Source organism: Parasphingorhabdus pacifica (assembly GCF_054779195.1).
The window spans coordinates 1-7,292 of the sequence record NZ_BAAGYS010000020.1; the positions used below are offsets into that span (position 1 = coordinate 1).

Here is a 7,292-nt window from a genome sequence, read left to right on the forward strand (position 1 = left end):
TACTGGGAACGCAGGATGAAGCCCGGCCCGCCCTGGTGGGTTTTCAGCTCGTCGAGAGCGGTTTCGATCTCCCATCGCTGTGTGTACAGCGCCGCCAGTTCGCCGGCCGGGGCCGCCTCGGGATCGAGGATGGTGGTCACCAGCCGGTAGACGGTCTCGTCGCCGCCGAGGGTGTATTCCATGACCCGTACGGTGATCGGATCAGCACGCCGGTAGTAGTCGCGGGAAGCCGCGATCTCCGACAGGTACGAGCCGTCATCGAACTGACGCCTCACCGGCAGTACCACGTTGGCTCGGACGCGCCAGAGCAGGTCGGCTCCGGTGGACGCGGCGGCTCGCCACAGATCGAAGCTCAAAAAACCCCGGTCGGCCAGCAGCAGCATCCCCGGCGTCAGCGAGGGAAACAATCGGCGGGCCAGCGTCCTCTCGTGGACAGCCAGCGGCCCGGTCGCCGCAGCGAAGATCGCATGCGTGCCACACTCGGCCAGTACCGCCAACCGGGCTTGCGGATAGGCACTTTTTCCCTCGCCGCGGGAGTTTCCTGGCCGCCCGAAATGGTCCGCATTGGACTGCGTGTCGGGCACGTCAAAGGTCGTGCCATCCACGGCGACCAGCCGCCAGCCGTGACACCACGCCCCGACTGTGGTCTCAGTGGCCACCGGGGCGGCGACACGGGCGAACAACGCCTTCAGCGGTTCCGGGCCCAGCCGGGCCCGGGCCCGCGACAGCGCCGCCGTGGTCGGCACCCGCCACTGCCCGTGCCAGCGCCGCGCCCACGCCAGCCCCTCGGTCAGCAGCCGCGTGACCTCCTCATACCCTTCCCGGCTGAACAGGCACATCGCCAGCACGAAATACACCACCACCCGCGCGGGTAGCAGCCGCTTCCGCTGCTCACCGCGCCCAGTCCCGGCCAGCACATCATCGACCAGCTCCGCAGGGAACGTCTTCGTCAGCACCCCGATCGCAATCCGATCCGGCAACCGCTCATCCGACTTGATCTGTCCTGGCCTGGGCACCCCGCCACCCTACAACCCAAGATCAACCTAAATCAGCGGTATTGCCCCTAGATGAGCCAGCCGACCGGGGCCACCAACTCGGCGAACTGTTCCAGGGCGTAGAGCGCCCCGACGATCGCGGCCACATAGATCACCGCGAAATGAGGCTTCATCCGGGCCACGACGAGGAGGAAGACCAGGGCGAAGACGGCCGTGCCGACGTACATGCCGACCAGGAAGATCAGCCATACGAAGGCCAACAGCCACAGGATCGAGACTCCGACGAATCTCAGCTGCGCCCCGAAAGCTCCTTCGATCCGTCCGACGCCGCCCTCCCTGCGCACCTGCTGGATGTCTTTGACCAGCGCCACGACTCCGAGCCCGAGGCCCAGGATGCTGGCCATGTACGGGAAAAGTTGGCCGTTCGGAGAGAAGTCGGTCGCAAGGATGAAGGCGCCGATGAAGAACAGCATCGAGCCGACGGTCATGGCCACTCCCACAAAGGGCGGGACGTGGATTCCGTCCTCGTTGGTGGCAGCGGAGGACTCCTCGGCCGCTTCCGAGGGCAGCTTCTTGCGCTTGATGTTCCTGTAGGTGACCACACCGATGGTGATAACGAGCAACAGTGCGACGACGATGATGAACGGCCGGGTCATCCATTCCCCGGGCTCGAAAGCCGAGACAGTGATGTAGTAGTACCGCTCCACAGGGACCGCGAGCACGTAGGCGATCAGGAAGGGCGCCCGGGGAATATCGGAGACCTTGCAGAGCCAGCCGAAGATGCCCAGGGCCAGCATGGTGTAGAAGACGCCTAGGCTCAGCGGCTCCTGGAAGCCGCTCATGAACAGCAGTGGGATCAGGGCTGCGGCCAGGATCGGGAAGCTGACGAAGCTGAGGCGGGCGAGCGGCCGGGCCATGAAGAAGGCGAAGATCGCGCCGAGGACCGACGCGATGGCGAAGGACCAGACAATGAAGTAGACGAGGTCGAGGTCCTGCTCGATCAGGTCGGGCCCTGGCTGGATGCCGAAGATCAGCAGCACGCCGAGCAGCAGCGCGAAGGGTGCAGCACCGGGAACGCCGAACAGCAGGGTCGGGATCAGCGCACCTGACTCGATACCGTTGCTCGCCGCCGAGGGGGCGATCACTCCGCGAGGGTCGCCCTGGCCGAAGCGGCTGCCTTTCCGGCGGCTTCCGATTGCCTGGGCCTGTCCGTAGGCCAGCCATGCCCCGGCTGTGGCTCCGACGCCGGGGAGGATACCGACGCCGACACCGAGGCCCGCCCCGCGGAGGACATCTCCCTTGTACTTGACGACATCTCGGGCTCCCCTAGTCCAGCCCTTGCCGAGGCTGACGTTCTTGTCAGCGACCGAGCTGCGCTGGGCGACCAGATGAATGATCTCGGCCACGCCGAAGATGCCCAGTGCAGCCGCGACGAGCCCGATGCCCTCGGAAAGGTATTCCGAACCGAAGGTGTAGCGGTATTCGGCCGAGACCGGGGACATGCCCACGATTCCCAGGATGACTCCGAAGGCGGCGACCACCAGCCCCTTGACGACGTTGCCCTTGGACAGCATGGCGGTGAGGAAGATGCCGAGCACGATCAGCATGAAGATCTCGGGAGATCCGAAGGCCGTGACCACCGGCCGCGCCACAGGCACGACCAGGGTGAGTCCGATGATGCCGATGATGCCGCCGAGGGCGGACGAGAGGAAGCTGGCCGAGAGCGCGCGGCCGCCTTTGCCTTCCTTGGCCATCGTATGGCCGTCCATCAGGAACACTGCCGCCGAGGCGGAACCGGGGATCCCCAGTACCACTGATGTGATGACGTCGGACGTGTGCACCACCGCGACGGCACCGATGATCATGGCGATCGCCTGGTTCGGCTCGAGCACGAACACGAAGGGCATCAGGACTGCTACTGCTCCTGTGCCGCCCAGTCCGGGGATGACACCGATGACCAGTCCGACGACGACTCCGATGATCAGATACAGCAGCATCGCCGGATCAGCGAAGCTGGCCAATGCCGAAGTGGCTGCTTCTAACATCTGTTGTCCTTAAAGTGCTACGGGTTGCGGCGCTACAGCCGGTACGGATGGAAGCGGCCACGGAGCCGCATGATCGGTGTGCTGGACCGGGTCTCAGCCCAAGACCGCTCCGTACTCATTGGTGAGAAAACCTCTGGCGTAGCTGAGGGCCTGGGGCCTGATGTTCAGGGCCTCGCGGAAGACGTCGGCGTTGCCACGGCCCGGCTGCAGGTCGTAGCCACCCAGCGCCCCCGCGGCCTCCTTCAGGAACTTCTTGTCCTGGTTCAGCTTCTCGACCAGCTCCGCATACGCGTCGACGAGCTCGTCACTCGTGCCCGCGTTGGACCAGAACCCCTTCTGGTAGAAGAACGCCGGGGTGACGAATGACTGGTATGCCTCGTAGGCCAGGCCGTGGGGATCCTCCCCGTGGATGTCCCGGTAGATCTCTTCGAGCGTCGGTACATCCGGCATGTTGGGGTCGCGGACGACTTCGCCGTCTTCGAGAACGCCTACTGAGAAAAGCGGGTAGATCTCCTCGGCTTCGGCCATCGAGGAGAGCGGCCCGAGCCAGGTGGAGGTGGTCTGGAAGTCGATGTCGGTCTCGCCCCGCTCCAGCGCCAGCCGCGAAGGACCACGTCCCTCGAAGCCGAAGACTCCTGTGACACTGGCTCCCAGGACGTCGAGCGCCAACAAAGGGACGAGGTCCAGCCCGGAGGCAGAGATTCCACCGATCTTGGCGTTGCTGCCTGCTTCGAGGAGGTCTTCCAGGGAGTGGATGCCACTGGCGGCATTGGAGTAGAGGATTCCTCCTGTGCCGTGCAAAACCAGCGGCACCATCTCCCGGAAGTCGAATTCGACGTTCTCCTGCCCCAGCATGCTCTGCAGGTAGGTGGTCCCGGAGCTGACGAGGATATGCCGGCCATTGTTCACGCCGGCAGCCACATAAGCGTTGGTTCCCGTTACGGATTCTCCGCCGGCGATGTTCTCGATCTGGTACCGGGAGACCTCGTTCTGCAGCTCGGCGAAGTACGGGGTGACGAAGCGGCCCCACGTGTCGGTGCCGCCTCCGGCGGCGTACGGGATGATGACATCGACGATGCCAGGCCCCGAAGGGTTGAATGCAGCCTGCGGCGGGGCGCATCCGGCCAGGCCCGCCGCGACGCTGAGTGCGCCACCGATGAGGAAGTTCCGTCGTGAGATCGGATGCACCATTGCATCTCCTCGTCCATATCAGCGAAGTACGCCGCACCTACGCGGCGTGCTCCAGCGGGGGGTCGGGAATGTACAGAGTGGCGTCGGCCAGGGTGCGCGCGGTGCGGTCGGCGCCGACGATGAGCTCGCCGCCGAAGTCGTCGGCGAAGGTGACGATGATCCCGGCCGGCGTGCGAAAGCGCAGTTTTCCGGTCGTACGCCCCACCTTCGCGGCCTGGTGAGGGAACGTCCCGTCGGTGAAGGCCGCCATTGTCATCGCCACGCTGCCGGTGATGGGCATGGCCGGGTGGGGCTTGCCCATCGAGAGCATCAGGACCTCGATATCGGCATCCTCGTCCCCAGCAGGGCCCGCGATTCCGAGCTTGGGGACAGCGCGCTCGGCCGCTCCCGGTGTGGGAGTCAGCCCCATGGCGACAGCCCCGGCACGGCGGATCTTGTCCAGCACGGAGAGCTTCTCGGTGATCGCCGCCCCAGCCCACTCAGCGTGCGGAAGTCCGGCAAGACCGGCGATCTCCGGCGAGAGGATGACCGACGGAGCACCCGCGTCGACGATCGAGACGGGGTAGTCGACGCCATCGACAGTGAGCACATCAATGCTGGACCCGGTCGGCAGAAGATTGCCGGTGGTCTTGCCGCCCGGCTCGACGAAGCCCAGACCCACCTCGTGGCCGGGATAGACCGTGCCCGGGATGACGGCGCTCGGCTCAGCCGGCAGGGCTCCCCCCGGTGTGGGGAGCCGCTGGACCACCTTCTGACCGCTGTTGGTGTTGAACGTCCGGACGTAGGTCACGTCCTCGGCGGGCTGCACCCATCCGCGCTCGATCGCGTACAGACCGGCGGTAGCGGAGCAGTTTCCGCAGTTGCTACCCCAGTCCACTGTGAACTCCTCGATGCCGACCTGGGCGAACGTGTAGACGACATCGAGATCGTCATCGACGGACGGTTCAAGGATCACCGCCTTGCTCGTGGTCGACGTGGCTCCGCCGACTCCGTCGATCTGCCGTAGGTCCGGACTGCCATAGACGCGCGGGAGCAGCTCATCGGCCGTCAATCCGGTTCTTTCGATGTGCTCCTTCTCGAACACCCAACATTTGCTGGTCCCTCCTCGGACCCAGCTTGCCGAGATCTGCATCAGGCGCCTTTCCACAACGTCCGGTATCGCCGCACAGCCTCACAGGGCCCACGAATTAAAACAATGTTCAGTGTTTGATAGATATTTAAGCAATGCTTCACTCATCAGTGGTGAAGTCCACGCTCCTTGCGCCCGCACGGACCCTGCACATAGCCTGCGAGCAGCCAAATAAAGCAGATTTACAAAAGAGGAAGCTCTGTGAATGTCCACTTAAGTGGAGTGCCATGCTGAACCCACAACGACTCGAAGTTCTCGTGCGTGTTGCAGAGACTGGCTCCATCACCGCGGCTGCCGACGAGCTCGGCTACACCCCCTCCGCGGTGTCCCAACAGCTCAAGAAGCTCGAGCGAGAGGCCGGACACCCCCTGGTCCGGCGCCGTCCTCGCGGGATCATCCCCACCGATGCGGGGCATATCCTCGTCAGTCACGCGCGCAAGGTGCTGCGGCAGCTGGATGCCGCAGCAGGCGACCTTCGCGATCTGGCCGAAGGGAACAGGGGGTCGCTGATCGTGGGGGCCTTCCCCACGATGGCCGCCTCATTCCTGCCGCGGGTGCTGGAGACGTTCAAGTCGCGCTACCCGGCCATCGACCTCTCAGTCTCCAGCGCGCGCTTCGACGAACTCCTGGAAGATCTCGAACGGGGACGCTCCCACCTGTGCTTCCTGTGGGAGTACCCGTGGCAGCCGGTCAACATCGAAGGACTGCGCCTGCAGGAGCTGTTTCGGGAGGACTTCGTGATCCTGGTCTCGAAGCGCCACCCCTTGGCTGACCAGGACCAGATCAACCTCGCACAGCTGCGCGACGAGTCGTGGATCGTGCGCGCCAACCGCCACCCCGTGGTGGAAGTCCTGGAGCGGGCAGCGGAGAAAGCGGGTTTCCGGCCGTCGATCGCCCTCTACGCCAACAACTACCAGGAGGCTCAGGCGATGGTGAGTGTGGGGATCGGAGTGGCCATGGCTCCGCGCAGCGCCATCGCCATCCAGCACCCGGACATCCGGGTGCTGGCCCTGGGGGACGAGGCCCCGGTGCGCAATGTATTGCTCGCCCAGCGGGAGGAAAGGGTCTATTCCCCGGCCGAGGTGGCCTTCCGCTCGGTGCTGATGGAACTGGTCCGGCAGGACTTCACGACTTCTGGCCCGTCGGGGACACGTCCGTCCCTCGACCCGAGGACTGGGCCTCACCCCGCCTGACCGTTGCCCCCGCCGGCGATCCATCTGCGGTGGATGGCCTCGGCGGCCCGGAGGATCAGGGGGAGACTGAGCACGACGGTGAACAGCCGAACCATATGGGCGCCTGTGACCGCGGCACCGTCGAGGCCCAGAGACGCCGCAGTTGCCACCATCTCGCCGACGCCACCGGGCAACAGCCCGAACATGGACTCCCCCGGTTCCATAAGACCCCACGCGGCGAAGCCCCAACCGAAGAAGACTCCCACCGCGAGGACGGTGGTCACAGCCAGTACCCCCGGCCCGAAGAAGTGCATGAGCTGCCGGAAGACATCGGGACTCAGGGTGGCCCCTATAACGGTGCCGATCAGGAGCTTGGCTCCCAGGACCACTAGATGTACGAGGGCTGGACGTTGGTTACACCGGCCGGGACTGCCCAGACTTCGGTGACACTCGGGGTTGAGTGTTTTCAGGCCGCTGAGGCGGCGGTGTAGATGGTCTCAAACTCGACTGGGGTGAGTTTGCCGAGGCGGCGTTGTCGCCGTCGGCGGTGGTATTTGGTCTCGATCCAGGACACGATCGCTAGGCGCAATACCGCTGATTTAGGTTGATCTTGGGTTGTAGGGTGGCGGGGTGCCCAGGCCAGGACAGATCAAGTCGGATGAGCGGTTGCCGGATCGGATTGCGATCGGGGTGCTGAAACCGCTCTCGACGAGCTGAAAACCCACCAGGGCGGGCCGGGCTTCATCCTGCGTTCCCAGTA

Annotated in this window: 6 protein-coding genes and 1 pseudogene; 1 reads left to right on the forward strand and 6 read right to left on the reverse strand. The window is 64.9% G+C overall.

All coding sequences use genetic code 11. The annotated features are described in order from the left end of the window. From ACYVAN_RS23215 to ACYVAN_RS23230, 4 genes are all read right to left on the reverse strand, one after another. Positions 1–956, reverse strand: a 956-nt coding sequence (locus ACYVAN_RS23215; protein ID WP_460963091.1) for an IS4 family transposase, incomplete at its 3' end; no start/stop codon positions are given. A 107-nt stretch (positions 957–1,063) separates the two neighbouring features. Next, the gene (locus ACYVAN_RS23220; protein WP_460963093.1) at positions 1,064–3,040 is read right to left on the reverse strand and encodes a tripartite tricarboxylate transporter permease; all 1,977 of its coding nucleotides are present in this window, start codon (positions 3,038–3,040) and stop codon (positions 1,064–1,066) included. Between the two features lie 93 nt (positions 3,041–3,133). After that, on the reverse strand, positions 3,134–4,231 hold the full coding sequence (locus tag ACYVAN_RS23225) for a Bug family tripartite tricarboxylate transporter substrate binding protein (protein ID WP_460963096.1): 1,098 nt from the start codon (positions 4,229–4,231) through the stop codon (positions 3,134–3,136). A 37-nt stretch (positions 4,232–4,268) separates the two neighbouring features. After that, entirely contained in the window at positions 4,269–5,363 is a 1,095-nt protein-coding gene (locus ACYVAN_RS23230; protein WP_460963098.1) for a PrpF domain-containing protein, read from the reverse strand. 224 nt (positions 5,364–5,587) lie between these two features. Between ACYVAN_RS23230 and ACYVAN_RS23235 the strand changes: the two genes are divergently transcribed. Then, positions 5,588–6,553 carry a LysR family transcriptional regulator gene (locus tag ACYVAN_RS23235; protein ID WP_460963100.1) on the forward strand — a complete coding sequence of 322 codons (966 nt, stop codon included), beginning with the start codon at positions 5,588–5,590 and terminating at the stop codon, positions 6,551–6,553. Here ACYVAN_RS23235 and ACYVAN_RS23240 read toward each other — a convergent pair. After that, entirely contained in the window at positions 6,541–6,921 is a 381-nt protein-coding gene (locus ACYVAN_RS23240; protein ID WP_460963101.1) for an AbrB family transcriptional regulator, read from the reverse strand. The genes ACYVAN_RS23235 and ACYVAN_RS23240 overlap by 13 nt on opposite strands. Before the next feature lie 77 nt (positions 6,922–6,998). Beyond that, positions 6,999–7,121 (reverse strand): annotated as a pseudogene (locus tag ACYVAN_RS23245) (IS3 family transposase); the annotation flags it as partial. Between the last annotated feature and the right edge of the window lie 171 nt (positions 7,122–7,292).